This is a genomic window from Zobellella denitrificans, assembly GCF_002237365.1.
GTDB lineage: Bacteria > Pseudomonadota > Gammaproteobacteria > Enterobacterales > Aeromonadaceae > Oceanimonas > Oceanimonas denitrificans.
On the sequence record NZ_NMUO01000033.1, the window covers coordinates 1 to 23,334 of the forward strand.

The 23,334-nt window shown below is 64.0% G+C and carries 25 protein-coding genes, 1 tRNA gene and 1 pseudogene; 17 read left to right on the forward strand and 10 right to left on the reverse strand.

What is annotated here, in order from left to right; genetic code table 11:
- Nucleotides 1-193, forward strand: a pseudogene (locus tag CGX12_RS19855) (methyl-accepting chemotaxis protein); the annotation flags it as partial.
- 88 nt (nucleotides 194-281) lie between these two features.
- Here CGX12_RS19855 and focA read toward each other — a convergent pair.
- Together focA and CGX12_RS08965 are read right to left on the reverse strand one after the other, a co-directional pair.
- Complete coding sequence (focA, locus tag CGX12_RS08960) at nucleotides 282-1,154, reverse strand: formate transporter FocA (RefSeq protein WP_094039546.1); 873 nt, start codon at nucleotides 1,152-1,154, stop codon at nucleotides 282-284.
- Between the two features lie 136 nt (nucleotides 1,155-1,290).
- Nucleotides 1,291-2,613: a Na+/H+ antiporter family protein gene (locus CGX12_RS08965; protein WP_094039547.1), complete on the reverse strand. Its 1,323-nt coding sequence runs from the start codon at nucleotides 2,611-2,613 to the stop codon at nucleotides 1,291-1,293.
- Between the two features lie 299 nt (nucleotides 2,614-2,912).
- Between CGX12_RS08965 and CGX12_RS08970 the strand changes: the two genes are divergently transcribed.
- Nucleotides 2,913-3,518 (forward strand): peroxiredoxin C, encoded by a 606-nt coding sequence (locus CGX12_RS08970; protein WP_094039548.1) that lies wholly within the window; start codon nucleotides 2,913-2,915, stop codon nucleotides 3,516-3,518.
- Between the two features lie 51 nt (nucleotides 3,519-3,569).
- Here the strand turns inward: CGX12_RS08970 and CGX12_RS08975 are convergent, their stop codons facing one another.
- Together CGX12_RS08975 and CGX12_RS08980 are read right to left on the reverse strand one after the other, a co-directional pair.
- Nucleotides 3,570-3,830 carry a hypothetical protein gene (locus tag CGX12_RS08975; RefSeq protein ID WP_094039549.1) on the reverse strand — a complete coding sequence of 87 codons (261 nt, stop codon included), beginning with the start codon at nucleotides 3,828-3,830 and terminating at the stop codon, nucleotides 3,570-3,572.
- Nucleotides 3,831-3,951: 121 nt separating this feature from the next.
- On the reverse strand, nucleotides 3,952-4,197 hold the full coding sequence (locus CGX12_RS08980) for a TIGR02647 family protein (protein ID WP_094039550.1): 246 nt from the start codon (nucleotides 4,195-4,197) through the stop codon (nucleotides 3,952-3,954).
- A gap of 174 nt (nucleotides 4,198-4,371) precedes the next feature.
- On the opposite strand from CGX12_RS08980, the gene modF reads away from it, so the two are divergent.
- The 3 genes from modF to CGX12_RS08995 all read left to right on the forward strand — a co-directional run bounded on the left by modF (nucleotide 4,372) and on the right by CGX12_RS08995 (nucleotide 8,808).
- The gene (gene modF / locus CGX12_RS08985; protein WP_094039551.1) at nucleotides 4,372-5,847 is read left to right on the forward strand and encodes a molybdate ABC transporter ATP-binding protein ModF; all 1,476 of its coding nucleotides are present in this window, start codon (nucleotides 4,372-4,374) and stop codon (nucleotides 5,845-5,847) included.
- Nucleotides 5,848-5,904: 57 nt separating this feature from the next.
- The gene (locus tag CGX12_RS08990) at nucleotides 5,905-6,555 is read left to right on the forward strand and encodes a cupin domain-containing protein (RefSeq protein ID WP_094039552.1); all 651 of its coding nucleotides are present in this window, start codon (nucleotides 5,905-5,907) and stop codon (nucleotides 6,553-6,555) included.
- Between the two features lie 204 nt (nucleotides 6,556-6,759).
- Nucleotides 6,760-8,808, forward strand: a complete 2,049-nt coding sequence (locus CGX12_RS08995; protein WP_094039553.1) for a methyl-accepting chemotaxis protein — start codon at nucleotides 6,760-6,762, stop codon at nucleotides 8,806-8,808.
- A 203-nt stretch (nucleotides 8,809-9,011) separates the two neighbouring features.
- Here CGX12_RS08995 and rnt read toward each other — a convergent pair whose 3' ends face one another.
- On the reverse strand, nucleotides 9,012-9,686 hold the full coding sequence (rnt, locus tag CGX12_RS09000) for a ribonuclease T (RefSeq protein ID WP_094039554.1): 675 nt from the start codon (nucleotides 9,684-9,686) through the stop codon (nucleotides 9,012-9,014).
- A gap of 394 nt (nucleotides 9,687-10,080) precedes the next feature.
- On the opposite strand from rnt, the gene CGX12_RS09005 reads away from it, so the two are divergent.
- Together CGX12_RS09005 and CGX12_RS09010 are read left to right on the forward strand one after the other, a co-directional pair.
- A tRNA-Ser gene (locus tag CGX12_RS09005) sits at nucleotides 10,081-10,168 on the forward strand.
- 182 nt (nucleotides 10,169-10,350) lie between these two features.
- A complete protein-coding gene (locus tag CGX12_RS09010) occupies nucleotides 10,351-12,021 on the forward strand; it encodes an AMP-binding protein (protein WP_254918242.1) in 1,671 nt (556 codons plus the stop codon).
- 157 nt (nucleotides 12,022-12,178) lie between these two features.
- Here the strand turns inward: CGX12_RS09010 and CGX12_RS09015 are convergent, their stop codons facing one another.
- Nucleotides 12,179-13,108: a LysR family transcriptional regulator gene (locus CGX12_RS09015; protein ID WP_094039555.1), complete on the reverse strand. Its 930-nt coding sequence runs from the start codon at nucleotides 13,106-13,108 to the stop codon at nucleotides 12,179-12,181.
- Nucleotides 13,109-13,280: 172 nt separating this feature from the next.
- Nucleotides 13,281-13,958, reverse strand: a complete 678-nt coding sequence (locus CGX12_RS09020) for a DUF2982 domain-containing protein (RefSeq protein ID WP_094039556.1) — start codon at nucleotides 13,956-13,958, stop codon at nucleotides 13,281-13,283.
- Between the two features lie 57 nt (nucleotides 13,959-14,015).
- Between CGX12_RS09020 and nfsA the strand changes: the two genes are divergently transcribed.
- Nucleotides 14,016-14,741 (forward strand): oxygen-insensitive NADPH nitroreductase, encoded by a 726-nt coding sequence (gene nfsA / locus CGX12_RS09025; RefSeq protein ID WP_094039578.1) that lies wholly within the window; start codon nucleotides 14,016-14,018, stop codon nucleotides 14,739-14,741.
- Nucleotides 14,742-14,756: 15 nt separating this feature from the next.
- On the opposite strand, the gene CGX12_RS09030 is transcribed toward nfsA, so the two are convergent.
- A complete protein-coding gene (locus tag CGX12_RS09030) occupies nucleotides 14,757-15,200 on the reverse strand; it encodes a universal stress protein (RefSeq protein WP_094039557.1) in 444 nt (147 codons plus the stop codon).
- A 41-nt stretch (nucleotides 15,201-15,241) separates the two neighbouring features.
- On the reverse strand, nucleotides 15,242-16,228 hold the full coding sequence (locus tag CGX12_RS09035; protein ID WP_094039558.1) for a YeiH family protein: 987 nt from the start codon (nucleotides 16,226-16,228) through the stop codon (nucleotides 15,242-15,244).
- Between the two features lie 190 nt (nucleotides 16,229-16,418).
- On the opposite strand from CGX12_RS09035, the gene CGX12_RS09040 reads away from it, so the two are divergent.
- The 4 genes from CGX12_RS09040 (at nucleotide 16,419) to CGX12_RS09055 (ending at nucleotide 18,014) form a co-directional block, all read left to right on the forward strand.
- Nucleotides 16,419-16,619, forward strand: a complete 201-nt coding sequence (locus CGX12_RS09040; protein ID WP_094039559.1) for a hypothetical protein — start codon at nucleotides 16,419-16,421, stop codon at nucleotides 16,617-16,619.
- Nucleotides 16,620-16,691: 72 nt separating this feature from the next.
- Entirely contained in the window at nucleotides 16,692-16,826 is a 135-nt protein-coding gene (locus CGX12_RS09045; RefSeq protein WP_094039560.1) for a TIGR02808 family protein, read from the forward strand.
- Nucleotides 16,827-17,260: 434 nt separating this feature from the next.
- A complete protein-coding gene (sixA, locus tag CGX12_RS09050; protein ID WP_094039561.1) occupies nucleotides 17,261-17,773 on the forward strand; it encodes a phosphohistidine phosphatase SixA in 513 nt (170 codons plus the stop codon).
- Nucleotides 17,774-17,804: 31 nt separating this feature from the next.
- A complete protein-coding gene (locus CGX12_RS09055) occupies nucleotides 17,805-18,014 on the forward strand; it encodes a DUF1107 domain-containing protein (protein WP_094039562.1) in 210 nt (69 codons plus the stop codon).
- A 244-nt stretch (nucleotides 18,015-18,258) separates the two neighbouring features.
- On the opposite strand, the gene smrB is transcribed toward CGX12_RS09055, so the two are convergent.
- Nucleotides 18,259-18,783: an endonuclease SmrB gene (gene smrB, locus CGX12_RS09060; protein ID WP_094039563.1), complete on the reverse strand. Its 525-nt coding sequence runs from the start codon at nucleotides 18,781-18,783 to the stop codon at nucleotides 18,259-18,261.
- 50 nt (nucleotides 18,784-18,833) lie between these two features.
- On the opposite strand from smrB, the gene prmB reads away from it, so the two are divergent.
- The 5 genes from prmB to CGX12_RS09085 all read left to right on the forward strand — a co-directional run bounded on the left by prmB (nucleotide 18,834) and on the right by CGX12_RS09085 (nucleotide 23,178).
- The gene (gene prmB, locus CGX12_RS09065) at nucleotides 18,834-19,754 is read left to right on the forward strand and encodes a 50S ribosomal protein L3 N(5)-glutamine methyltransferase (protein WP_094039564.1); all 921 of its coding nucleotides are present in this window, start codon (nucleotides 18,834-18,836) and stop codon (nucleotides 19,752-19,754) included.
- A gap of 183 nt (nucleotides 19,755-19,937) precedes the next feature.
- The gene (aroC, locus tag CGX12_RS09070; protein WP_094039565.1) at nucleotides 19,938-21,020 is read left to right on the forward strand and encodes a chorismate synthase; all 1,083 of its coding nucleotides are present in this window, start codon (nucleotides 19,938-19,940) and stop codon (nucleotides 21,018-21,020) included.
- Nucleotides 21,021-21,212: 192 nt separating this feature from the next.
- Nucleotides 21,213-21,737 carry an elongation factor P hydroxylase gene (locus CGX12_RS09075; RefSeq protein ID WP_094039566.1) on the forward strand — a complete coding sequence of 175 codons (525 nt, stop codon included), beginning with the start codon at nucleotides 21,213-21,215 and terminating at the stop codon, nucleotides 21,735-21,737.
- 13 nt (nucleotides 21,738-21,750) lie between these two features.
- Nucleotides 21,751-22,881 carry an ATP-NAD kinase family protein gene (locus CGX12_RS09080; protein WP_094039567.1) on the forward strand — a complete coding sequence of 377 codons (1,131 nt, stop codon included), beginning with the start codon at nucleotides 21,751-21,753 and terminating at the stop codon, nucleotides 22,879-22,881.
- Nucleotides 22,882-23,178, forward strand: a complete 297-nt coding sequence (locus tag CGX12_RS09085) for a YfcL family protein (RefSeq protein WP_094039568.1) — start codon at nucleotides 22,882-22,884, stop codon at nucleotides 23,176-23,178. It begins immediately after the preceding gene.
- Nucleotides 23,179-23,334: the final 156 nt, after the last annotated feature.

Consider the following 23,334-nt stretch of genomic DNA (forward strand, 5'->3'; position numbering starts at 1 on the left):
CGCCACCGCCGTCGAGCAGCAGGGAGCGGTCAGCGAGGAGATCAACCGCAGCATCAGCAGCATACGGGCGTCGGCCGACAGCCATGTGCGCAGCGGGCAGGGCAACCGCCAGCGCTGCCACGAGGTGGTGCAGCTCACCGGCGGCCTGACCGAGCTGTTCCGCCAGTTCTGGGTACAGCGGGCACGCGCCTGAGGCGGTCGGCGGTGCTTGGGTCGAATAAATTCGATCCTAGCGGCGGCCCCTTCGCAGGGGCCGCCGCAGGTCCATGGCAGGGGCCACTTCAGTGGACCTTTCCGCCGCCGGCGCCCGGGCGCAGGTAAATCAGCCAATAGCTGAGCCCCACCAGCACACCGCCGCCGATGATATTGCCCAGGGTGACCGGCAGCAGGTTGCGTAGCAAAAAGTTGGCCAGGGTCAGCTCGGCAAAATCGGCGGGCAGGGCGCCGGTCAGGGCCCAGAATTCGGGGCCGGCGAACTGCTGGATGGCGATGGCCAGGGGCACGATAAAGAGGTTGGCAATGCTGTGCTCGAAGCCGCTGGCCACGAACATGGCGATGGGCAGCAGCATTACCAGCACCTTGTCGGTGTTGCTGCGGCAGGAAAAGCTCATCCATACTGCCAGGCACACCATCATGTTGCACAGTATCCCTAAGGCCACCGCCTGCACAAAGCCGTGGTGCAGCTTGTGCCGGGCGATGTTCAGGGTGTTGAGGCCCCAGGCCCCGTCGGCGGCCAGGTGCTGGCCGGCCAGCCAGATCAGCAGCACGAACAGCAGGGCGCCGCCCAGGTTGCCCAGGTAGACGACCACCCAGTTGCGGGCCAGCTGGCCCCAGCCGATGCGCCGGCTGGCCCGGGCGACGGTGGTGAGCACGCTGGAGGTAAACAGCTCGCCGCCGCAAATCACCACCAGGATCAGCCCCAGGCTGAAGGCCAGGCCGCCGATAAAGCGCGCCATGCCCCAGGGCAGGCCGCCGGCGCCGGTGGTAACCGTGATGTAGAACACGAAGGCGATGGAGATAAACACGCCGGCGGTCAGCGCCAGTATGAAAGATTGCAACGGTGGGCTGCTGGCCTTGTAGACCCCCACATCCTCGGCCTTTTTCGCCATTTCCGGCGGTAGCAGGGGATCAAGATTAGTGTTGTTCGGTTTCATGGTGGCCACCCGATCGCTGAAAATGTAGTTTTATTCTAACGGTTGTGGGGCGGCGGAAGACTTGACCTGGATCAGGCGCAAAACGGGCGGGGGAAGAAACCCTTGGCCGACGGCGCCTGCCGGCCAAGGGCGGTGTTCAGAGCACCATGGTCGCCAGCCAGCCGAAGGCGATCAACGGCAGGTTGTAGTGCAGGAAGGTGGGCACGACCGAGTCCCAGATATGGTCGTGCTGGCCGTCCGCGTTCAGGCCCGAGGTGGGGCCCAGGGTGGAGTCGGAGGCCGGCGAGCCCGCGTCCCCCAGGGCGCCGGCGGTGCCGATAATGGCGACCGTGGCCAGCGGCGAGAAGCCGAGCGCGATGCACAGGGGCACATAGATGGGCGCGATGATGGGAATGGTGGAAAAAGAAGAGCCGATGCCCATGGTGATCAGCAGGCCCACCACCAGCATCATCAGGGCGGCGAGGGCCCTGTTGTCGCCGATCACCGCTTCCACCGCCAGCACCAGGCTGCCGATGCCGTCGGTGGCCTTGAGCACGGCGGCGAAGCCGGCGGCGGCGATCATGATAAAGCCGATCAGCGACATCATCTTCACCCCCTGGGTGAAGGCGTCCTGGCTTTCCCTGAACTTGATGACGCCGCCCAGGGTGAAGATCACAAAGCCGACCATGGCGCCGAGGATGATGGAGTCGCTGTACAGCTGCAGCCCCAGGGCGGTGAGGATGGCGAGCACGGCGATCAGGATATGGGCGCCGTTGATGCTGACGTGCTCGGGCTCGATGGCCAGGATTTTGGCTTCGTCATAGTCCCGGGGGCGGCGGTAGCTGATGAACAGCGCCACCAGCAGGCCGAGCAGCATGCCGCCCACGGGAATCGCCATGGCGGTGGGCAGCATGGCCTTGTCGGCCGTTACCCCGTTCTCGACCAGGTTGGCCAGCAGGATGTTGTTCAGGAAGATGCCGCCAAAGCCCACCGGCAGCAGCATGTAGGTGGCGGTGAGGCCGAAGGTGAGCACGCAGGCCACGGCGCGCCGGTCCAGCCGCAGCCTGGCCATCACATGCAGCAGCGGCGGGATCAGGATGGGAATAAAGGCAATATGCACCGGGATCAGGTTCTGGGAGGAGATGGCCACCAGCAGCAATACGCTCAGCAGCACCGCCTTGATCCACAACAGGCGGCCGGCGGTGGCGTCCTGGCCTAGGGCGCGGATCACCTTGAGCGCGAGCAGGTCGGTGATGCCGGAACGGGCGATGGCCACGGCAAAGGCGCCCAGCATGGCGTAACTCAGGGCGATGGTGGCGCCGCCGCCAAGGCCGCCGGCGAAGGTATTGACCGCCTCGGTCAACGACAGGCCGGCGACCATGCCGCCCGCCAGGGCGCTGAGGGTAAGGGCAACCACCACGTTGATGCGCATCAGGCTCAGGGCCAGCATCAGGCAGACGGCAACGACAACAGGATTCATGGGCTATCCTTCCGGCTTATGGAATTGGGGTGAACAGGTAAACGAGGGGGGCTAGTTTGCAAATTCAGGCCAGAATGTCGAGCATTATTTGGCATTTTCGCCGCCATCCTTGTTTTTCCTGCTGATAAAATGGCAAGGTGCAGCACACCGGCATCCTGCCCGGGGGGGAGGGGACCTTGCCGCAACTTTACCCAACCGGCCGCCTTGCCCTTGGGTTTGGCGGCAGGCGCCCATATACTGTGTAGTCGAATTGCGTGGTTTCCTGGAAACCCATTATTGTAAACACCAAGGAGATAGACATGAGCGTACTGGTAGGCCGCCAGGCCCCCGACTTTACCGCTGCTGCTGTACTGGGTAATGGCGAAATCGTTGATAACTTCAACCTGAAAGAGTTCACCAAGGGCAAAGCCGCCGTGGTGTTCTTCTACCCGCTGGACTTCACCTTCGTGTGCCCGTCCGAACTGATCGCCTTCGATCGTCGTTATGAAGAGTTCCAGAGCCGCGGCGTGGAAGTGATCGGCGTGTCCATCGACTCCCAGTTCAGCCACAACGCCTGGCGCAACACCCCGGTAGACAAGGGCGGCATCGGCCAGGTGAAATACCCGCTGGTGGCCGACGTCAAGCACGACATCTGCAAGGCCTATGACGTGGAGCACCCGGAAGCCGGTGTGGCCTTCCGTGGCTCATTCCTGATCGACGCCAACGGCGTGGTTCGTCACCAGGTGGTGAACGATCTGCCGCTGGGCCGCAACATCGACGAAATGCTGCGCATGGTCGATGCCCTGCAGTTCCACGAAGAGCACGGCGAAGTGTGCCCGGCCCAGTGGGAAAAGGGCAAGCAAGGCATGCAGGCTTCTCCGGACGGCGTGGCCCGCTTCCTGGCGGAGCACGCCGAGGGCCTGTAATCCCTCCTTGCGTTCTGCACAACAAAATGCCGGCACCTTGCCGGCATTTTTTTATGGTTTTTCCACCTGGCCACGGGTCTGCATGCGCGGCGTTTCCTCCGCCGGTGGCGAGGCGAAGCTGGGCCTGTCGTCGAACAGGCTCCACAGCAGCATCAGCGCCGCCATCGCCACGGCGACCAGCAGGAAGGACATGGGCTGGCGGATATAGTAGGGGGCATCGGTCAGGTCTTCCCGCAGCGCCCGGCAATGGGGACATCGTCGGCGGTGATCGTAAAAAGGGCGGCCACAGCGTCCGCAGTGGGTAATGGACATCTCCCGTCTCCGTTATTGTTATTCTCCAACCCTTAAAAAATAATGCAGACAGGCTAAAAATCCAGCAGGACGCGCGGGGGACTCCGGGGCGGCGGTGCCGCCCCGGCAGTAGCAGGAGGGATCAGGCGGTGGTGGTTTCCCGCAGCAGGCCGAGCAGGGCCTGGGCGTGTTCGGTGGTTTCACGCCCCAGGTCGGTGAGGTAGCCACCGTCCCTCAGGGTGATAAGCCCCTTGTCATGCAGCCGGGCGGCGGCGGCAATCACCGCCGGATCCGCATCGTGGTGCACCTTGATGCCTTGCTGGGTGGTATCGAGATCGAAATGCAGCAACAGGTTCAGTTCGTCCATCAATGCCTGGTTGTAACGCATATGCGCTCCTTAGCGGAGGGTGAGTGACTCCCGGACCTTAGCCTGTTCCGCCCCGGCGGGTTGGGTGCTGGCTCACAAATCCGGATCCTGGGAGCCGATTTTGTCTCTTGCATCGGGCCGGCGGCTTGCCGATGATGTCCCTTTTTTGATTCACAGCAAAGGACGCCACAGGACATGACCGCCATCCGCATCAGGGACGCCCGTTTCGCCATCAGCGAGCGTCATCGTTTGACCATCCGCCACCTCGATCTCGAGGCGGGGCAGTGCTGGAGCTTCGTCGGCGCCAACGGCAGCGGCAAGACCGCCCTGGCCCGGGCCCTGGCTGGCGAACTCAGGCTGCTGGAAGGCGAGGCCGACAACGGTTTCGGGCGCATCGAGTGGGTGTCGTTCGAACAGCTTCAGCAACTGGCCGACCGGGAGCGGGAAGAAGACGAGAGCGATCTGCTCGACTACGAGGATCAGGGCCACAGCGCCCGCCAGATCATCCTGGAGGGGGGCGGCGGCGAGGCGCGGCTGGCGGCGCTGGCCGAGCGCTTCGGCATCACCGGCCTGCTGGATCGCGGCTTCAAGTACCTGTCCACCGGGGAAACCCGCAAGGTGCTGCTGTGCCGCGCCCTGCTGCGGGAGCCGGCGCTGCTGATCCTGGACGAGCCCTTCGACGGCCTGGACGTGACTGCCCACGCCGGCCTGATGCGGCTGCTGGAAGAGCTGGTGGCGGCGGGACAAAGCCTGGTGCTGATCCTCAACCGCTTCGAGGAGATCCCCGACTTTGCCGACCGGCTCGGCCTGGTGGCGGAATGTGAACTGGGCCTGGCCGGCCCCCGCGACGAGGTGGTGGCCTCGGCCGAGTTGCTGCAACTGACCCACCTGGCGGCCATGGAGCAGGCGGGCCAGCGGCTGCCGCCGGCGGATCCGGACGCGGTGCGGCGAGCGCTGGACGACCGGGAACCGCGCATCCTGATGCGGGACATCAAGGTCAGCTACGGCGACAAGCGCATCCTCGACGGCCTGAACTGGCAGGTCAACCCGGGCGAGCACTGGCAGATCGTCGGCCCCAACGGCGCCGGCAAGTCCACCCTGCTGAGCCTGGTGACCGGCGACCATCCCCAGGGCTACAGCAACGATCTCACCCTGTTCGGCCGTCGCCGGGGCAGCGGCGAAAGCATCTGGGACATCAAGCAGCACATTGGCTACGTCAGCACCAGCATGCAGCAGGACTACCGGGTCACGGCCACGCCCCGCTCGGTGATCCTGTCCGGCTTCTTCGATTCCATCGGCGTCTACCAGCAGCCCGGCGACCGCCAGCTGGCCCTGGCCGGGCAATGGCTGGCGCTGCTCGGCCTGGAGCGGCTCGCCAACGAGCCCTTCCGCAATCTGTCCTACGGCCAGCAGCGGCTGCTGTTGATCGCCCGGGCCATGGTCAAGCACCCGCCCATCCTGATCCTGGACGAACCTTTGCAGGGGCTGGATACCTTCAACCGCCACTGGGTCAAGCGCTGGATCGATCTGCTGGTGGCGGAGGGCGGCACCCAGCTGCTGTTCGTGTCCCACCACCAGGAAGACGCCCCGGCCTGCATCAGCCACCGGCTGAGCTTTATCCCCGAGGGCGAGGGCCATATTTATCGCAGCGAGGCGCTTCAAGGGACTTGACCGCAATCCCGGGCGGGGCGAGGATGGGATCCCCTTTGTCTGTCGGGACATTAACCGATGCTGAATATGGACTTTTCTCAACGACTGGCCCTTCCCTATGATCCCTCCCGCTGGCAGGCCTCCCCGGCCCCCGGGGTATGGCGCTACCCGCTGGAGCGGGAGCAGGCGGAAAGCGGCCATGTCACCAGCCTGGTCCGGTTTGAACCGGAGGCCCGCTTCCCCGAGCACAGCCACCCCCGGGGTGAGGAATTCTGGGTGCTGGAAGGCACCTTCTCCGATGAACAGGGCGACTACCCCGCCGGCAGCTACGTGCGCCATCCGCCCGGCAGCCGGCATGGCGCCTTCAGCCGCGAGGGCTGCCTTATCTTCGTTAAACTCAACCAGTTCGCCGCCGATGACCAGGGCGAACGCAAGCTGCTGCCCGGGCAGGATCTGTGGATCACCGGCGAGCACGGTTACCGCCGCCTGCCCCTGCACAAGCACGGCGGGGTCGGCACCAGCCTGCTCGACTTTCCCGAAGGCGGCCGCTTTCCCCCCTGCTGTTACAAGCAGGGGCTGGAAATCCTGGTGCTGGAAGGCCAGCTCGACGAGGGGCCGCTCTCCTATCCGGCGCTGAGCTGGCTGCGCTTTCCCGCCGGCGCCGTGCCCGAGCTGGAAGCGGGCCGCCGCACCCGGCTCTGGGTGAGAACCGGCCATCTGCCGGCCTGACCGGGCCGTCCATCCCTTGCCGGTGTCGCGGCACACCGGCAACCTTTTCCCTTCGGCCGGCACCGCCATGGTGCAATGGCGAGCGGACAGGCTCCCTGCTTGATCCAGGTCAAGGGGGAGGGGCCATTGTTTACGTTTCTCCGCTTCAGTCCACGAGGATAACGCCGATACACTGCTATCTCCGGCGGTATCACGAGGCTTTGCATGACGTCACTCAAACTCACCCACAAACTGGGCTTACTGGTGTTGCTGCCCCTGGCGGCCCTGTTCCTGTTCGCTTCCCTCTATGCCCTGGCGAGCTATCGCACCATGGTCAACGCGGCCGACATGGTGCCCATCACCCGGCTGGCGGCGCAAAGCGGCCAGTTGGCGCACCAGCTGCAGGCGGAGCGGGGACTCTCGGCCAGCAGCATCAACGACAGCCGCGGGGAGTTCAGCGCCCGGCTGACCGAGCAACGGGCCCGTACCGAACAGGCCCTGCGCCAGCTCGGCCAGGGCAGCCGCCAACTGGTGCTCGACGGGGAGGCCGCCAGCCGCCACCAGGCCCTGCAGCAGGCGCTGGGCCGGCTCGAGGGCCTGCGCCGGCAGGTGGACGGCAAGCAGCTGACGGTGCCCCAGGTGGTCGACGACTACAGCCAGGTGATCGCCGCCCTGCTTGCGGTGATCGACGGCGCCGTGCCGCTGGCGGCGGATGCGCCCCAGGCCGCCTCCCTCGCGGCCTACAGCGCCTTCCTGCAGGCCAAGGATCGCCTGGGGCTGCTGCGCGCCAGCCTGAGTTCGGCCCGGGTGGCGGGTCAGTTCAGCCCCGAGCTGTACCGTCGCTTCGCCGCCCTGGAAGCCCAGTACCAGGCTTATCTGGAGCGCTTTATGGTGCTGGCCGAGCCCGAGTGGCGAACCCAGTTCGACCAGTTGCAGGGCTCGCCACTGGCCCGGGAAGTGCAAGACAGCATCGACCAGGCCCACCGCCAGCACGGCGGCGGCAGCCTGAGCGGCGAGGCCTCCGCCTGGTTCAGCCTGGCCAGCCGTTATATCGACGCCATCAAGGGGGCCGAAGACCAGTTTGCCGCCAGCCTGGCGCAAACCGGCGAGCAGGGCTACCAGGCGGCGCGCAACAGCTTCGCCCTGGCCCTGGTGCTGAGCCTGGCGGCGGCCCTGCTCACCCTGGTGGTGTGCGGCCTGATACTGCGGGATCTGCGCCGCGGATTCGCCGAGTTGCAGGCGGGCATCATGCGCATCGCCCACCGTCAGGACTTCAGCCAGCCGGTGCGGGTGGCCAGCCGCGACGAGCTGGGCGAACTGGCCGACGCCATCAACCGCATGCAGCGCCAGCTGTCCACCCTGCTCGGCCGGATGCGCGGCACCTGCGAACACCTGATGGCCCACAGCGGCCACACCCGCAACACCCTGCAGCTGATCCAGCAGGATCTGGACAAGGGGCTGGGGCAGGTGGACCTGGTGGTGTCCGCCGCCACCGAGATGTCGGCCACCGTGGCCGAGATCGCCCGCCATGCCTCGGAAACCTTCTCCGCCGCCAACCACACCATCGCCCGGGCTTCGGACGGCGACCGCAAGGTGGACGGCACCATCGCCGCCATCGAGCAGGTGGCGGCTTCACTTGAGCACGGCGAGACCAAGGTGGTCGAGGTGGCGGGCTACAGCCGGGAGGTGAGCAACTTCCTGGAGGTGATCAAGCAGATCTCCGATCGTACCAACCTGCTGGCGCTGAACGCGGCCATTGAGGCGGCCCGGGCCGGCGAGTCGGGCCGGGGCTTCGCGGTGGTGGCGGAAGAGGTGCGTTCCCTGGCACTGCAGACCCAGAGTACCGCCGAACAGATAGAAAGCATGCTGACCCGGCTGCGCCAGGGCAGCGAGCAGGCGGTGGAAGCCATGGGCCAGGGCCGCAGCCGCAGCCTGGCCTGCGTTGGCGAGGCCCGGGAGGCCGGTGCCCAGCTGACCGCCATCGTCGAGGAAATCGGCCAGGTCAACGCCATGACCGAGCAGGTGGCCACCGCCACCGAAGAGCAGCGCACCGTCACCGACGATATCCAGCACAACATAGTGGTGATGAAACAGGGCTACGACAACACCCAGAGCTGTGCCGGCGAGCTGGTGCGCGGCAGCGAGCTGATGGAGCAGATGGTGGTGGAACTGGATGGCCGCCTGAAGGCCTTTATCCTGGGCGAGGGGGACGGCGAAACCCGGCTGGAAGCCGGCCTCTCCGCGCTTGAGCGGGCGAGAAAGATTGGCACCTGACTGGTGGAGCGCGGGTCTTGGGGCGCGGGCGGCCCGCCCGCATGAAGGTGGCACCGAGCTGGACGAAGGCACGGTCCAACCCACGATGCCTGTTCTGCCCCGAGCCTTTTTAACCCCGTGGTGTGGCAGGTCAACCCGAGGGTTCGCGCTGCGCGCGAAAGCAGGCGAGCCGCCTGCGCTCCACCAGGCACCCCCAGCTCGGCTCAGGCGTTACCTTCCGGCTCCTTGAACTCCGGCGTTTCCATCTGGCCCAGGGGCCAGCCGCCCAGCTCCTTCCAGCGGTTGACGATCAGGCAGAACAGCTCGGCGGTCTTGCGGGTATCGTAGAGGGCGCTGTGGGCTTCCTTGTTGTCGAAGCTCATGCCCGCGGCCTTGCAGGCCTTGGCCAGCACCGTCTGGCCCAGGGCCAGGCCGGCGAGGGTGGCGGTGTCGAAGGTGGCGAAGGGATGAAAGGGGTTGCGCTTGATGCCCGCCCGTTCCGCCGCCGCCATCACGAAACCGTGATCGAAGGAGGCGTTGTGGGCCACCACTATGGCCCGCTGGCACTGGTTGGCCTTGATGCCCTTGCGCACCCCCTTGAAGATCTGGTCCAGGGCTTCGTGCTCGGTCACGGCGCCGCGCAGGGCGCTGTAGGGATCGATACCGGTGAAGGCGAGGGCGGCGGGCTCCAGGTTGGCACCCTCGAAGGGTGTCACATGGAAGTGATAGGTCTGATCCGGGCTCAGCCAGCCGTTCTTGTCCATCTTCAGGGTGATGGCGGCAATTTCCAGCAGGGCGTCGGTCTGGGCGTTGAAACCGCCGGTTTCCACGTCGATCACCACCGGAAAATAGCCCCGAAAGCGCTCGTGAAGCTGAGTTGATGCTGCTGTTGCCGTCATTATCGTCCTAGGGTTACCTCAAAAAGCGGGGGCTTATTATGCCAGAGTCCCCCGGCGAGGTCGCCTGCAAAGGCGGGCGAGGAGGGGGAGGAACATGGGTTGGCGCAATAATGCGCAAACGAACTCAAGACGCGAGAAAAAGATTGCGCGGGCGGCGGCTCTTGCCTACTATACGCCCCGCTGCAAGGGCAAGGCTAGGCAGTGTTCATAAAGCCGGTGAAGGTAACACCGATGCAAAAAAATGCCGCAACAATTTGGTGAGGTGTCCGAGTGGCTGCCAAGAGGCGAAGCCGGGGCGAAAAGCACGCAGCGTGCTGCGTCAGCCCGAGGACAGAGATCCGAAGAGAAAAAGCCGGTGAAGCAGACACCGTAGATAAAAAACGCATAAAAATTTGGTGAGGTGTCCGAGTGGCTGAAGGAGCACGCCTGGAAAGTGTGTATACGGCAACGTATCGAGGGTTCGAATCCCTCCCTCACCGCCAAATCGAAAAGCCCGCAGCGATGCGGGCTTTTTTCGTTCCTGCCTCCGGCCAGCGGCCGACTCTCGTCGCAATGGTGCCGATATTGTGAGTATCATCAAGCACCTAGAGCTGTCTCTGCTGGTGCTTTCCGCCGTTTTTGCAATACTGTTGTTAACCGAGCCCGACATCAGACAAGGACAGTTATGAGCATCCACACCGACAAGTTACCTCTGGAAATGCTGTATCACTGGGCCGAGCACCAGCCCGATGCCATCTACCTGCGCCAGCCCAAGGACGGCCACTGGCACCAGTACAGCTGGGCCCAGGTGCTGGAGCAGGCGGCCCGGCTGGTGGCCGGGCTCAGGGCCCTGGGACTGGAGCCGGGGGACAAGATAGCCCTGCTGTCCAAAAACTGCGCCGAGTGGTTTATCTGCGACTTCGCCCTGCAGATGGGCGGCTACGTGAGCGTGCCCATCTATCCCACCGCCGGGGCCGACACGGTGCGCTACGTGCTGGAGCACAGCGAGAGCAAGGCCATCTTCACCGGCAAGCTGGACGAGCCCGGCATGCAGGAGCCGGGCATCCCCGACGGCCTTATCCGCCTTGCCATGCCCTATCCCTCCACCATGGAAACCCACCACCACTGGGCGGATCTGCTGGCCCGGGCGCCCATCGCCGAGCGGCCGGTGCCGGCGCGGGATAGCCTGATGAGCCTGGTGTACACCTCCGGCAGCACCGGCAACCCCAAGGGGGTGATGATCTGCTTCGGCCCCTATGCCGCCGCCTGCCAGGGCATTTTGCAGACCACCGGGCTTTCTAGCGAGGACAGGGCCTTTTCCTACCTGCCGCTGTCCCATATCACCGAGCGGGTCTATATCCTCGGCGCCAGCCTCTACGGCGGCGTCCCGGTGGGTTTTGCCCAGAGCCTGGACACCTTTATCGAGGACGTAAAGACCATCTCGCCCACGGTGTTCATCTCGGTGCCCCGGTTGTGGACCAACTTCCGCAGCCGCATCCTGGAAAAACTGCCCCAGAAGAAGCTGGATCTGCTGCTCAAGGTTCCCTTCATCTCCGGCCTGGTGAAAAAGAAAATCCGCGCCGGCCTGGGGCTGAGTGCCGCCCGTATCCTGGGGTGCGGTTCGGCGCCGGTATCGCCGTCGCTGCTGCGCTGGTATGAGCGGCTCGACATGCCCATCACCGAGGCCTGGGGCATGACCGAAAACCTGGCCTATTCCACCCTCAACTACCCCTATCGTTCCGACAAGGTCGGCACCGTGGGCAAGCCCGGCGTCAGGGTGGAGATCCGCATCTCCGACAGCGGCGAGGTGCTGTGCCGCTGCCCGGGCATGATGAGCGGCTACTACAAGCAGGAGTCCGCCACCCGCGAGGCCCTGCAGGACGGCTGGCTGCACACCGGGGATCAGGGCCGGCTCGATGCGGACGGCTACCTCACCATCACCGGGCGGACCAAGGATGCCTTCAAGACTGCCAAGGGCAAGTACGTGTTGCCGGTGCCGATAGAGGCTATGCTGATCGAGAACGAACTGGTCGAGCAGGTATGCGTGGTGGGCAGTGGTCAGGCCCAGCCGGTGGCCCTGGTACAACTGGCGGAAGGGGCGCAGCAGCGGCAGAAGGGGGCCATCGCCGAGCAACTGGCGGCCACCCTGGGGCATGTCAACCAGAAGCTGGAAAGCCACCAGCGGCTGGGCGGCATACTGGTGATGCAGGCGCCCTGGACGGTGGACAACGACATCATGACGCCCACCCTCAAAATCAAGCGCCACCTGCTGGAGCAGCGCTATGCGGATCTGGATCAACGCTGGCCGGGCGGACAGGTGATATTGTGGGAGCAGGATCTGCCTGCGGCCGGGTGATTATTGCAAAAATGGAATAATAACTTATTTCGTTTTACAGAATAACCGCTAATTTCGCCGGAGGAGCTATGTTACCTTTTTGTTCAAGCTTACTTACATCTATCTTTTGTTAGTGGAATCGGGCAGACGGAAGCTGCCCATTTTTTTTGCCCGCCTGTTACTCTTCTTCACTCTTGTCCTGCCAGTTCCTCACCCAGGTTGACGCCAGCCGTTCGCGCATGTGCTTGTCGATGAACTCGATAAAGGTATTGAGCCGTACCGGCGCCAGTTCGCGGTTGTGATACACCATGTGGAAGGGACGCTTGCCGCCCAGCCAGGCCGGCAGCACCGGTCGCAGCAGACCGGCATTCACATGGTGGGCCACATAGTGCTTGGGCACGTTGACGATGCCCAGCCCCTGGATGGCGGCCTTGACCGCCGACTGCATCTGGTTGACCGACAGCCGGGCCACCGGCTTCAGATGGAAACGGCGACCGTCCTCGTGGGTCAGCTGCCAGTTGCGGTGCGGCCAGCACTGGATGATATGGTGCTGATCCAGCTCTTCCGGCAGCAGCGGCATGCCCTGGCGCTGTACATAGTGGGGAGAGGCGAACAGGCCGTAGTGCACTTCGCCCAGGCGGCGGGCGTGCAGGCTGGAGTCGGGCAGTTCGCCGCTGAAGAACACCACGTCCAGATCCGTGTCCAGCAGGCTGGTATAGTCGTTGCTTTGCAGCAGATCGATGCGGATGGCCGGGTACTTGAGGCAGAACTCGGTGATGCCGTCGATCAGGAAGGTGTTGGAGATGGCGATGGGGGCCGCCACCTTGATAAGGCCGCTCATGTGCTGGCTCTGGCCCTGGATATCGCCGGTGACCTGCTCCATCTCGGTGAGCAGGGGGTTCAGCCGCTCGAAGTAGCGCCGGCCCTCCTCGGTGAGCTGCAGCTTGCGGGTGGTGCGGCTCAGCAGTTTGCAGCCGAGCGACTGCTCCAGCGCCGATATCCGCCGGCTGAGGGTGGCGGTGGGCATGCCCAGCTGGGCGGCGGCATGGGAAAAGCCGCCCTGTTGCACGACTTTGACGAAGAGATAGAAAGCGTCCAGGTTTTTCATGGGGCAGGCCGGGGTTCCGTTGGTGCCGTGGAGAATGTGAACTGGGCGCACTCTATGCGAGGGGCACGTCCAGATCCAGTTTTTTTGGCCGACGGAAGTCGACCGGACACTGCGCCGTTGGTGGATGGCCCATTGAAATGGACCCTACCGCCAGCCCGGCGTCCGCCGTAGATCAAGACGGCTGCAGGTAGCGGCGCAGCAGGGCCACGAACTCCGGCGGCTCCCGGTCCAGGTTCGACTCGTGCACCAGCAGATCGTAACCGTAAAGCTCGCGCATGTGGGTCATGCGGTGGCCGAGCATGGCGGCCAGGCCCTCGTAGTGGCGGCCGCTGGCCGAGCGGTAGTGGTTGTCCTCCACCAGCCAGTCCTGCAGCCGGTGGCGGCTGATCGCGCCGTGGCGCAGGGCCATGGCCAGCAGGGGCCGCTGATCGTTGAGCATGTGCACCGTCAGCCGTGGCGTCATCAGGGGCAGGAATTCGTCGTAATCGCGGATCTTGATGCCCACATAGGGCAGCTCCACCAGATCCAGCCCCTCGTGCAGCCGGGGCTGGTCGATGCGCACTATGTTGTTCCAGTGCAGGCTCCAGCCGCCGATCTTGTGGTGAAAATGCAGGTTGTCGGCGCTGAGGGAAAAGCTGTAGGGCGGCTCCCTGAGTTTGAGCACGCCCAGCACCGTCATCACCAGGCCGGCGAGAAAGAGGAAGATCACCACCAGGTGGCCGCGCCCGCCCAGCCAGTACAGCACCCCGGTCAGCACCAGCATCACCGCCACGCCCGCCAGGGTGAGGGCCAGGCCATGGCGGCGCGACATGGGCTCTATGTGTTGGGTTTCCCGCACCGTCTCTCCCATTTGGGGCTTGATTCCATTAAGGTGATGATACACAAAGACCGCCAGCAAGAGGTAAAAATGACAACCGCCATCGAGGTGATGCGCCGTCACAGATCCATCCGCAAGTTCACCGGAGAGCCCCTTTCCCCCGGGCAGCGGGAGGCCATCATGGCCGCCGCCCAGGCCGCCCCCAGCTCCAGTTTCCTGCAGGCCTCGGCGGTGATCCGGGTGACCGATCCCGAGCTGCGTGCCCGCCTGGTGCCCCTGTGCGGCAACCAGGCCTACGTGGCCGGGGCCGCCGAGTTCTGGGTGTTCTGCGCCGATTTCCACCGCCACCTGCAGTGGGTGCCCGAGGCCAAGACCGGCTTTGCCGAACAACTGCTGATCGGTGCCATCGACACCGCCCTGATGGGGCAGAACGCGCTGACGGCGGCGGAGTCCCTGGGGCTGGGCGGGGTCTTTATCGGCGCGGTGCGCAACCATCCCCATGAACTCAGCGCCCTGCTCGGGCTGCCCAGGGGCGTCATCCCCCTGTTCGGGCTTTGCATCGGCCATCCGGCCCAGGATCCCGAGCCCAAGCCGCGGCTGCCCGCGGCCCTGATGTTCTTCGAGAACGGCTACCCGGCGCACCAGGACGAGGCGCTGATGCGGGACTACGACGAGCGGGTGCGCCACTATTACCGCACCCGTACCGGCGGTAACAAGGAAATGAGCTGGACCGGACAGATAGGTGAAACCCTGGCCAGGGAGGCGCGCCCCTTTATGCTGGAGTTTCTGCACCACCAGGGCTTCTGCCTGCGCTAGCCGGGGGGAGGGTGGTCAGGCTTCGGCCTTGTCGGACAGCTTGACAACCAGCAGATCGCAGCCGTCGATATCGAGGAAGCCCACGGTATGGGAAAACAGGTGGCCGAGGAAATGGTGCTCGAGCTGATGGCCGCAGATCAGCAGGTCGGCGTTTTTTTCCTTCACCGCCAGGCGCACCGCCTGGCGGACATCGCCGCTGGGAAGTGAGACGCTGCTGATGTGGTGCTGGGTGTCCGTCAGCATCTTCATGATCTCGTGGCCGCTTTCCAGCCGCAGCTTTACCTTGAGCTGGCGCAGATCCATGTTCAGGCTGCCCACGTAGATACCGCTCACATCCGGCTCCACGTGCACCAGGTGCAGTGCCGCCCCGTGGCATTCGGCCAGTTCCACCGCCCGCTTGAGCAGCGGCTTTTCCCTGTGGTTGAGCTCCAGGGCCACCAGAATATTACGATAAGGCATGGGTGCCTCCTTTGAGCCGGCGGCACCATGCCCGCCGGTGACTACAGCCAGGATGTCGCCATATGGGTCACTATCAGCCCGCCGATGGCCAAATGCAAGAACAAGGTGGCGGCCAGCGCCAGGGGCTTCCAGCCCACGGCCCTGAGTCCTCCCAACTGGGTGCCCAGCCCCAGGGCCGCCATCGCCATGGTCAGGGCCCAGGTATCCAGCTGCACGACAAGGTCACGCCACAAGGGCGGCAGGCTGACCAGGGAGTTGAACAGCACCACGGCGATAAAGCCGAAGGCGAACCAGGGCAGGGGCGCGCGCACCGCCCTGGTGCCGCTCTTGCGGCCGAGCCAGCTGCCCAGCACCAGCAGCACCGGCGCCAGCATCATTACCCGGGTCAGCTTGGTGATCACCGCCGTTTGCGCCACATCATCACCCATGGCGGAGCCGGCGGCAACCACCTGGGCCACTTCATGCACGGTGGCGCCGGTATAAATGCCCATGGCCCGGGGCGAAAGGCCGAGCCAGGGGTAGATCAGCGGATACAGGAACATGGCCAGGGTGCCGAACAGTACCACTGTGCCGACCGCCACCGCGGTTTGCTGCGGGCGCGCGCGCACCACCGGCTCGGTGGCGAGGATGGCGGCGGCACCACAGATGGCCGAGCCCGCACCCACCAGCAGGCTGGTGGGCGCATCCAGGCCCAGCCAGCGCCGGCCCAGCCAGTAGGCCAGCCCCAACGTCGAGAGCAGCATCACCGCATCCACCAGCAGGGCGCCGGTACCGACTTCGGCAATCTGCTGCAGGCTGATGTGAATGCCGTAGAAGGCGACCCCGAGGCGCAGCAGCCGCTTTTTGCAGAACTCCAGGCCGGGCTGCCGCTCGCCCTGGGCCAGCCGGGGCCACGCATTGCCCAGTACCAGGCCCAGCAGGATGGCGAAAATCAGCGGGCTGATACCGGTGTCGAACTGCCGGGCCGGCAGCAGGCTGGCGGCGGCCAGCAGGCCGGCGAGGCTGATCCCCTGAACGATGGCAAACATGACATTATCTCCCCGAATGGCAGGAGGCCAGTCTATGTCGGCACTGAAATTAATAAAAATTGAAGCTTTTTATTTAAATAATCAATAAAACTGATTTATAGATCTTGTTCACAATTACCATTAATTTTGTATACTCACTGACAAAGGGAAGGCGTCTGTGCTACGCTTGCGCCAATTGGGAGGGCTGTAGATGATCCTTATTTTTACCTTGCTGGCACCCCTGTCTGGGGCACTCTTCTATATCGCCGCGCTGCAGTGCGCCTTGCCGCCGCGCCGCTGGGCACTGCTCGGCTGCCTGTTCGGTCCCGCCGTGCTGCCGTTGTTCATGGCCAGGCGCCGCTGGTCGCTGCTTTGCGCCAGGGGCCGAAGCTACAGCCTGCTCCGGGCCTGATTTGATCTCGCGCAAGGCCGCTTCCCGGCCTTCTGCTAAACTGCCCCTCTCGGGATCTGTTTGGAGCATGTTATGAGTGCACTGGAAAAATTAATCTGGAACGTCTTGGGCTATACCGCCATGCCATTGATTTTTTTGACAGGTTTTATCGGGGTATCGGTGGTGACCTGCCTTATCCTGTTGTGGATGGACAAGCAGAAGGGCTGAGTGCGGCTTTGTTGATTGAGATCAAGCCAAGTCCCGGGCCGCGGGCGTAAGCTCAAACCCGTTGGCGCCACGTCAACAACCTGATGATCACCTGGGTGATCTCAGATTCTGGTTTCTGTTCACTCGTTAGTATGTAATCTTTTCAACTGGCCGCCCGGCCAGTTTTTTTTTGGCGCGCCGTCACCAAAGTGTCATCAAGCACGGGCACACTCTGGTCCCGCCGGTGCCGTACTGCTCCGCGTTTTGTTGCCCAGATCCGAAAAGGCGAATGATTTTCGGTGGACTTGTGTTCTTTATGTTATAGCTAAGGTAAGAACGAACAAAAGAGTTCCCGCCATCTGGTTAAAGGGTGAGCTGGATCCTTGAGCACAACAAAACGCAGGGGTATTATGCCCGCCGTTGAAAAGGCGGGTTCGCCTGAAAGTGAGGTGGAGATGAATATCTTTATCATGCGCCACGGCCAGGCGGCACCGGAAGCATCCAGCGATGCTTTACGGCCTTTGACCGGACAGGGAAGGGATGAGACCTGTTTGATGGCGCAATGGCTGGCACAGCAAGTGCCGGCATTTGATCGTGTGCTGGTCAGTCCTTATCTGCGTACCAGGCAAACCTGGCAGCAGGTATCCAAGCATATAACCGGAACCCAGGTGGAGTGCTGCGAAGAGCTCACTCCCAATGCCGACGCGGACATTGCCGCCAGCCTGCTGCTGGCCTATGGCGAGCTGCACCGGCAGGACAACCTGCTGGTGGTGAGCCACATGCCGCTGGTCGGTTTTCTGGTCGAGAGTCTGTGCCCGGCAACCATGGCGCCGATTTTCGTGACCTCGGGTATTGCCAAAATTATCCTCGAGCAGGGCCAGGTGCCCGTGTTCAACTGGCTGGAGGGGCCGCACAATATCCGGCCCCATTATGAACAGCCTTGCCATCTGCTCGGGTCTTTAGGGTAAAAGATAATAAGGAAATAAGCAGAGGTGAATTATGCGTATCTTCAAGAAATATCAGCCTTTGTTGATTGCCAAGTACGTCAAGACCTTCTTCAGCGGCCGCCTGTACATCCGGGGCCGCGGCGCCTTCCTGTACGCCAAGGGGATGTTGGTGATGCCGGAACACGCCGATGAACGCCACCGCGTGACGGTGCAGGAAATCAACCGCCTGATCGGCCGGCTGCAGGCGCCGCAAACCGCCTGATTCTCCGCGTAAGCGGTCAACCATGTTGAAAGGCCGGACAGCTCCGGCCTTTGTCGTTTCTGATGCCCCGCCGCCGACGCCGGGCTCATGCGGGCGGGCCGCCCGCGCTCCAAGGGCCGTTCCGGCACCGGTGTTGGGTTTTCGCTCGAATAAATTCGACCCTACAGGTGACCCATCTGCAGAGTCCGCCGTAGGTCCTTTGTAGGGGCCACTTCAGTGGACCATTGTCGCATTCGATGTAGATTCAGATTTCGGTCTTGAGCAATACCAAGAGGGCGGCGTCGCCACCCCATTCCCGGGTGGCCTGGTGGAAGGCCAGCACCTGGGGATGCTGGGCCAGCCACATGGGCAGCCGCTGCTTGAGAATATGCTTGCCATGGCCGTGCATGATGGACACGCACTTCACGTGCTGGCGGCGGGCCGCCAGCAGCAGGGCCGACAGCTCCTCCTTGGCCTGCTCCTGGGTCAGGCCGTGCAAGTCCAAAAACAGATCCGGCACATAATCGCCCCGGCGCAGCTTTTTCAGCTCATAGGCGGAGGTGTCCGCCTGGCGGTAGCGGGTGGGCCCTTCCTGCTCCAGCCAGGGCTCGTAGAGATCGGAAAAGGGGTGGGCCTCGGCGTTGTCCTTGCGCACCAGCTGGCGCTGCGCTTTCACCTTGACCGGCGCCCGGTGCGGACTTATGGTATCCTGCTTCAATTTGCGGACACCCCGCACCGCTTCCTTAAAGAGCGCCTGTTCGTCGTCTTCGGGGGGAGGGGTGGTGGCCATGTCTGCGTCCGATTAGTCAAAAACAGCCATTTTATCGAGGCGGAGGGGTTTTGGACACGCTTTTTCATGACGAGGCGCTCACCGAGCTGCACACCATAGGCGACTGGTTGCGGTTTGCCGTCAGCCGTTTTCAGCAGGCCGGCCTGTTCTACGGCCACGGCACCGACAACGCCTGGGACGAAGCGGTGCAACTGGTACTGCCGCTGTTGCACCTGCCGCAGGATTGCCCGCCCCAGGTGCGCGATGCCCGCCTGCTGCCGAGCGAGCGCAAGCGCCTGCTGGAGGCCCTGCAACAACGGGTCGAGCAGCGTATCCCCACCCCCTACATCACCCGCACCGCCTGGTTCGCCGGCTATGAATTCTATGTGGACGAGCGGGTGCTGATCCCGCGCTCGCCCATCGCCGAGCTGATCGACGGCCGCTTCGCCCCCTGGCTGGATCACGAGCCCCGCCGCATCATGGACTTGTGCACCGGCTCCGGCTGCATCGCCATCGCCCTGGCCCACGCCTTTCCCGAGGCCGAAGTGGACGCCCTGGACATCTCCCGCGAGGCGCTGGACGTGGCCGAGATCAACATCCAGAACCACGGCCTGGAGCAGCAGGTGATCCCCATCGAGTCGGACCTGTTCTCGGCCCTGCCGGCGGGAGACCAGTACGATCTGATCGTGGCCAACCCGCCCTACGTGGACGAAGAGGACATGAGCGACCTGCCCGAGGAGTTCCACCACGAGCCCGAGCTGGCCCTGGCCTCCGGCGTCGACGGCCTGGACTTCACCCGCCGCCTGCTGGCCCAGGCCTGCGACTTTCTCACCGAAGACGGGGTGCTGGTGGTGGAAGTGGGCAGCAGCCAGATCCACCTGGAAGCCGCCTATCCCGAACTGCCCCTGTCCTGGATCGAGTTCGCCAACGGCGGCCACGGCGTCTTTGTGATCAGCCGGCGCGACCTTTTGCCCTTTCGGAACCAGTTTTAATCGCGGTTTTGCAAGCAGAACCCTAGTGGCAGCGAGCGGGTATCGCTGAGCAGACCCTTCGCGCCAGGGATGGCGCGGCGGAGCCCCCAGGGACGGGTTTACGGCGTGTCTGCGTGCGATACCCGGTCGATGCACGGTATTTAGGATCAGTTACTTAATTTTACTACTAAGGAAATCCAGCTAATGGCAGGGAACAGTATCGGAACCCTCTTTCGTGTCTCCACCTTCGGCGAGAGCCACGGCCCGGCCCTGGGCGCCGTGGTCGACGGCGTGCCCCCGGGCATCGAACTCAGCGAGGCGGATCTGCAGCATGATCTGGACAGGCGCAAGCCCGGCACCTCCCGCTTTACCACCCAGCGGCGGGAAGCGGATCAGGTCAGGATCCTGAGCGGCGTGTTCGAAGGCAAGACCACCGGCACCTCCATCGGCCTGCTGATCGAAAACACCGATCAGCGCTCCCAGGACTACTCCGCCATCAAGGATCTGTTCCGGCCGGGGCATGCCGACTACACCTACCACCAGAAATACGGCATCCGCGACTACCGCGGCGGCGGCCGCTCCTCGGCCCGGGAAACCGCCATGCGGGTGGCCGCCGGCGCCATCGCCAAGAAGGTGCTGGCCCGTTACGGCGTGTCCATCTATGCCCACCTGACCCAGCTCGGCCCGATCAAGGCCGAGGCCTTCGACCAAAGCATCATCGAAACCAACCCCTTCTTCTTCGCCGACGCCGGCAAGCTGGAGGCGCTGGACGAGTACATGCGCGAGCTGAAAAAAGAGGGCAACTCCATCGGCGCCAAGATCCAGGTGGTGGCCCAGGGCGTGCCCGTGGGCCTGGGCGAGCCGGTGTTCGACCGGCTGGACGCCGACCTCGCTCATGCCCTGATGAGCATCAACGCGGTCAAGGGCGTGGAGATCGGCGACGGCTTCGCGGTGGTGGAGCAGAAGGGCTCCGAGCACCGGGACGAGCTCACCCCCGAGGGCTTTGCCAGCAATCATGCCGGCGGCATACTGGGCGGCATTTCCAGCGGCCAGGACATAGTGGCCAGCATCGCGCTCAAGCCCACCTCCAGCATCATGGTGCCGGGCAACACCATAGACGTGCAGGGCAACCCCACCGAAATGGTGACCCGCGGCCGCCACGACCCCTGCGTCGGCATCCGCGCCGTGCCCATCGCCGAGGCGATGATGGCCATAGTGCTGCTCGACCACCTGCTGCTGAACCGGGCCCAGAACGCCGAGGTGGCGACCACCACGCCCAAACTGTAAGTCGAATTTATTCGACCGCGCGCGGCACCACCCCACCTGTAGGGTCGAATTTATTCGACCGAATCCGGCGCCGGTGGTGGTATTGGTCTTGGGGGGCGGGTGGCCCGCCCGCTTAAACCCGGCGCCGTGCCTCTTGTGTACCCACCCCAGCCGGGTAAAATAGCGGCCCTGAATCGAGGGCCGCTTTTTATTATGTCATTTTGCTACCGGGATCTGATTTCCCTGTTTAACCAAAGCTTCGCCGACACGTACAATACCCGCCTCGAGCTGGGGGACGACGAGCCCATCTACCTGCCGGCCGACGCCGAAGTGCCGTACCATCGCATTATTTTTGCTCATGGTTTTTTCGCCAGTGCCCTGCACGAGGTGGCCCACTGGCTGCTGGCGGGGGAGGCGCGCCGACAGCAACCGGACTACGGCTACTGGTACCATCCGGACGGCCGGGATGCCGAGGCCCAGGCGGCCTTCGAGGCGGTGGAGGTGAAGCCCCAGGCCATCGAATGGGCGCTGTCGTTGTGCTGCGGTTTTCCCTTCAACGTGAGCTGCGACAACCTGAATGGCTGCGTGGATCCGGATCGCCACGCCTTCCGGGCCCGGGTGCGGGAGCAGGCGCTACGCTACCTGGCCGAGGGTTTTCCGGCCCGGGCCCGGATCTTTATGGACGTGCTGCGGCAACACTACGGCCGGCCGGGCCTGAGCGCGGCGGACTTTGACTGACAGAGGAAGGCGGATGTTCAAGATTGGCCTGATTATCAACCCCCTGGCGGGCCTGGGCGGCAGTGTGGCCCTCAAGGGCAGCGACGGCATGGCCGAGCAGGCCCTGGCCCTGGGCGCCGAGCCCCGGGCCCTGCAGCGCAGCAGCCTGGCCCTGGCGGAGCTGGTGGCGCTGAAGGATCATGTCACTATCTACACCGTGTCCGGCGACATGGGCGAAACGGTGTGCCGCTCCCTCGGGCTGCCGTTCGAGGTTTGCTACCAGGCCGCCAGCCCCAGCACCGCCGAGGACACCCACCGGGCAGTGCCGCTGCTGGTGGCGCAGGGCATCGATCTGCTGCTGTTCGCCGGTGGTGACGGCACCGCCCGGGACATCTGCGCCGAGGTGCCGGAGCGGCTGTGCGTGCTCGGCATCCCCGCCGGGGTGAAAATCCACTCCGGGGTGTACGGCGTCACTCCCGCCGGCACCGGCCGGCTGCTGGCCAGGCTGGTGCGTGGCGAACCGGTGAGCCTGGTGGAAGCGGAGGTGATGGACATCGACGAGGCCGCCTTCCGCGAGGGCCGGGTGCGGGCCCGCCGTTACGGCGAGATGCTGATCCCCGGCGAACTCAATTATGTGCAGGCGGTCAAGGTCGCCGGCAAGGAATCCGCCGAACTGGTGCTCACCGACATCGCCGACGAGGTGATCGAACGCATGGAAGAGCACGACGACTGCTACTTTATCATGGGTTCGGGCACCACGGTGGCGGCGGTGATGGAGCGGCTCGGCCTTAACAATACCCTGTTGGGCGTGGATCTGGTGTACCAGAAACGCCTGCTCGCCTCGGATCTGGACGCCAGAGGCCTGTATGAATGGATCAAGGACAAACCCTGCAAGCTGGTGATCACCCTGATCGGGGGCCAGGGCCATATCTTCGGCCGTGGCAATCAGCAGCTTAGTCCCCAGCTCATCCGGGCCGTGGGACGCGACAATATCTGGCTACTGGCGACCAAATCGAAGCTCAATTCGCTGCAAGGGCGCCCGTTGCGAGTGGACACCAATGATCCCGCACTCGACCGCGAACTCGGCGGCCTGATCCGGGTGATCACTGGCTATCATGATGAAGTTCTGGTCCGGGTGGCAAACCCGGAAGACGAGGCTCAATAGATGAACATTTTTGAATTCGAACGCCTGCTGCTGGCGGAAATAGACGCCCAGGTGGCCGACGCCAGCGACGATCAGCTGTTCGCCGGCGGCTACCTGCGCGGGCACATCACCCTGGCGGTGGCCCAGAGCGAGTTGTCCGGCCGCAACCATATCCGGGATGTGAAAGCCAGGGTCAAAACCAGCCTCAACCAGGCCATCTTGAGCGGCGAGCTGAACGACGAGGATCAAAAGCTGGTTCTGGGCTACTGGACCCGGCTGGTGGACAAGGTGGAGCGTCAGGCCGCCGCCGCCGAATAAGCGGGACAAAGCACAAAAAGAAAGGCCGGCGCCTGTAAAGGCGCCGGCCTTTTGCATTTATTTGCCGGCTTGCGCCGGACTTGCCAAGGGGCGGTTGTAGGGTCCATTTCAATGGACCAATCCTGCCCCCGGTGCCGGGTTCGGTCGAATCAATCC

Coding starts and splice junctions, on each gene's coding strand:
- focA (WP_094039546.1), bottom strand. CDS start 1,154: ATGAAACCGAACAACACTAATCTTGATCCCCTGCTACCGCCGGAAATG.
- CGX12_RS08965 (WP_094039547.1), bottom strand. CDS start 2,613: ATGAATCCTGTTGTCGTTGCCGTCTGCCTGATGCTGGCCCTGAGCCTG.
- CGX12_RS08970 (WP_094039548.1), top strand. CDS start 2,913: ATGAGCGTACTGGTAGGCCGCCAGGCCCCCGACTTTACCGCTGCTGCT.
- CGX12_RS08975 (WP_094039549.1), bottom strand. CDS start 3,830: ATGTCCATTACCCACTGCGGACGCTGTGGCCGCCCTTTTTACGATCAC.
- CGX12_RS08980 (WP_094039550.1), bottom strand. CDS start 4,197: ATGCGTTACAACCAGGCATTGATGGACGAACTGAACCTGTTGCTGCAT.
- modF (WP_094039551.1), top strand. CDS start 4,372: ATGACCGCCATCCGCATCAGGGACGCCCGTTTCGCCATCAGCGAGCGT.
- CGX12_RS08990 (WP_094039552.1), top strand. CDS start 5,905: ATGCTGAATATGGACTTTTCTCAACGACTGGCCCTTCCCTATGATCCC.
- CGX12_RS08995 (WP_094039553.1), top strand. CDS start 6,760: ATGACGTCACTCAAACTCACCCACAAACTGGGCTTACTGGTGTTGCTG.
- rnt (WP_094039554.1), bottom strand. CDS start 9,686: ATGACGGCAACAGCAGCATCAACTCAGCTTCACGAGCGCTTTCGGGGC.
- CGX12_RS09010 (WP_254918242.1), top strand. CDS start 10,351: ATGAGCATCCACACCGACAAGTTACCTCTGGAAATGCTGTATCACTGG.
- CGX12_RS09015 (WP_094039555.1), bottom strand. CDS start 13,108: ATGAAAAACCTGGACGCTTTCTATCTCTTCGTCAAAGTCGTGCAACAG.
- CGX12_RS09020 (WP_094039556.1), bottom strand. CDS start 13,958: ATGGGAGAGACGGTGCGGGAAACCCAACACATAGAGCCCATGTCGCGC.
- nfsA (WP_094039578.1), top strand. CDS start 14,016: ATGACAACCGCCATCGAGGTGATGCGCCGTCACAGATCCATCCGCAAG.
- CGX12_RS09030 (WP_094039557.1), bottom strand. CDS start 15,200: ATGCCTTATCGTAATATTCTGGTGGCCCTGGAGCTCAACCACAGGGAA.
- CGX12_RS09035 (WP_094039558.1), bottom strand. CDS start 16,228: ATGTTTGCCATCGTTCAGGGGATCAGCCTCGCCGGCCTGCTGGCCGCC.
- CGX12_RS09040 (WP_094039559.1), top strand. CDS start 16,419: ATGATCCTTATTTTTACCTTGCTGGCACCCCTGTCTGGGGCACTCTTC.
- CGX12_RS09045 (WP_094039560.1), top strand. CDS start 16,692: ATGAGTGCACTGGAAAAATTAATCTGGAACGTCTTGGGCTATACCGCC.
- sixA (WP_094039561.1), top strand. CDS start 17,261: ATGAATATCTTTATCATGCGCCACGGCCAGGCGGCACCGGAAGCATCC.
- CGX12_RS09055 (WP_094039562.1), top strand. CDS start 17,805: ATGCGTATCTTCAAGAAATATCAGCCTTTGTTGATTGCCAAGTACGTC.
- smrB (WP_094039563.1), bottom strand. CDS start 18,783: ATGGCCACCACCCCTCCCCCCGAAGACGACGAACAGGCGCTCTTTAAG.
- aroC (WP_094039565.1), top strand. CDS start 19,938: ATGGCAGGGAACAGTATCGGAACCCTCTTTCGTGTCTCCACCTTCGGC.
- CGX12_RS09075 (WP_094039566.1), top strand. CDS start 21,213: ATGTCATTTTGCTACCGGGATCTGATTTCCCTGTTTAACCAAAGCTTC.
- CGX12_RS09080 (WP_094039567.1), top strand. CDS start 21,751: ATGTTCAAGATTGGCCTGATTATCAACCCCCTGGCGGGCCTGGGCGGC.
- CGX12_RS09085 (WP_094039568.1), top strand. CDS start 22,882: ATGAACATTTTTGAATTCGAACGCCTGCTGCTGGCGGAAATAGACGCC.